General features: G+C 36.5%; 3 protein-coding genes. All 3 read left to right on the top strand.

From position 1 onward, the window contains the following. Positions 1–333, top strand: a 333-nt coding sequence (locus tag RT405_RS10030) for a cupin domain-containing protein (RefSeq protein ID WP_313469447.1), incomplete at its 5' end; no start/stop codon positions are given. Positions 334–416: 83 nt separating this feature from the next. Then, positions 417–1,508 (top strand): ABC transporter ATP-binding protein, encoded by a 1,092-nt coding sequence (locus RT405_RS10025; RefSeq protein WP_313469446.1) that lies wholly within the window; start codon positions 417–419, stop codon positions 1,506–1,508. 14 nt (positions 1,509–1,522) lie between these two features. After that, the coding region (locus RT405_RS10020) for an ABC transporter permease (protein WP_313469444.1) at positions 1,523–2,114 on the top strand (592 nt) is incomplete at its 3' end.

Here is a 2,114-nt window from a genome sequence, read left to right as displayed (position 1 = left end):
GTCGTGTATCCAAAAGATGAGATGACACGCTTTGAAGATCTGGAAAAAGGCTATGAAATTGAATGGCTTGTTCCAGAGGCCAATGAAAATGAGATGGAACCGATTATTTTAAAATTAGAAAAAGAAGGGGAATTTAAAGAGTTTAGTCCTTCATTAGCTGAAACGTTTGCTTATGTCCAAGAAGGAGCAGTTTGTATAGAAATTGGAATGAAACGCTACTTTGCAAATAAAGGCGATTCTCTTTATTTTCATGCGACTGAAAAGCATAAAATAGCGAATGCTTTTCAAGGAGAGAGTATTTTATTAATGGTCGTAACAGATTCTTATCTGTAAAAAGGAAACAGAATAATGGCATTATCGTAAGGATAAATCTATGATAATAGTAATAAGCTAAGAACAAAAAAGGAGCGTAAATAATGGCTGAAAAAACAATTATTCGGTTTAAACACGTCAAAAAAATATATGACGACAAACCAGTTTTAAAAAATATTAATTTTGATATTGAACAAGGGAAATTTTATACTTTGCTAGGACCCTCCGGCTGCGGAAAAACAACGATTTTACGCTTGATTGCTGGTTTTACTGAAGTTTCTGAAGGTACCATTACATTGGATGGAAAAGTTGTCAATGAACTACCGGCTAATAAGCGGAAGGTGAATACTGTTTTTCAAGATTACGCATTATTTCCGCATATGAATGTCTTTGAGAATATTGCGTTTGGCTTGCGCATTAAAAAAATGGAGAAAAAAGTGATTCAAGAAAAAGTTGAAGAAGTATTGAAAATGGTCCGTTTATCCGGCTATGAAGAACGAGATATTAGTGAGATGTCAGGCGGACAGCGCCAACGGGTAGCGATTGCTCGCGCGTTAGTGAATGAACCAGAAGTTTTATTGCTAGATGAACCTTTATCGGCATTGGACTTGAAGCTAAGAACTGAAATGCAATATGAGTTGCGCGAATTGCAACGGCGGTTGGGCATCACGTTTGTTTTTGTAACGCATGACCAAGAAGAGGCCTTGGCTATGAGCGATGAAATTTTTGTGATGAAAGACGGAGAAATCGTTCAGAGCGGGACACCTGTTGATATTTATGATGAACCCATTAATCGCTATGTAGCGGATTTCATTGGTGAGAGCAATATTGTTGACGGACATATGCTGGCTGATTATCAGGTTTCTTTTGTAGGACATACTTTTGAATGCGTAGATGCAGGTATGAAGCCAAATGAAAAAGTTGAAGTCGTTTTACGTCCTGAAGATTTGGTCCTGACAACAGTTGAACAAGGTAAAATTTCTATCAAAGTGGATACGCAATTATTCAGAGGGGTTCATTATGAAATCATAGGATATGACCGTGACCAAAATGAATGGATGGTGCATTCAACTAAAAAGGCTAAAGTAGGCAGTGAAGTCGGTCTTTATTTTGAACCAGAAGACGTACACGTCATGCGGTTTGGTGAATCTGAAAAAGAGTTTGATGCGCGGCTTGAAAGCTATGAAGAAGAGTAAAGGAGGTAGTCCAAATGAATAAACAATCGAAAGTATTTTATTTTGTGCCGTACAGCATGTGGTTGATTTTATTTGTGATCGCTCCTTTGTTGCTGATTTTTTATCAATCTTTTTTTACTATTGATGGTCAATTTACACTTGCTAATTATGGAACTTATTTTGCATCCAGCACTTATTTGACGATGACATTCAATTCTGTTTGGTATGCCTTTTTAATTACCTGTTTAACGTTATTGATCAGTTATCCAACAGCTTATTTGCTGAATAAAACGAAGCATAAGCAATTATGGCTGCTGTTGATTATTTTGCCGACTTGGATCAATCTGTTATTAAAAGCCTATGCATTTATCGGGATTTTTAGTATTAACGGTTCAGTTAACGATTTTCTAGCGTTTGCTGGAATTGGCAGGCAGCAGATTTTATTTACAGATGTTAGCTTTTTGTTAGTGGCAACCTATATTGAAATACCGTTTATGATTTTGCCGATTTTCAATGCACTGGAAGAATTGAATCCTTCTTACATTAGTGCCAGCCGTGATTTAGGTGCTAATAATATTGAAACATTTCGACGCGTGATTTTCCCATTGACATTGAATGGCGTAAAAA

It is taken from the genome of Carnobacterium sp. (genome assembly GCF_032094055.1).
Lineage (GTDB): Bacteria > Bacillota > Bacilli > Lactobacillales > Carnobacteriaceae > Carnobacterium_A.
The sequence above is the reverse complement of the archived record's forward strand: the minus strand, read 5'-3'. Positions and strand labels throughout refer to the sequence as shown.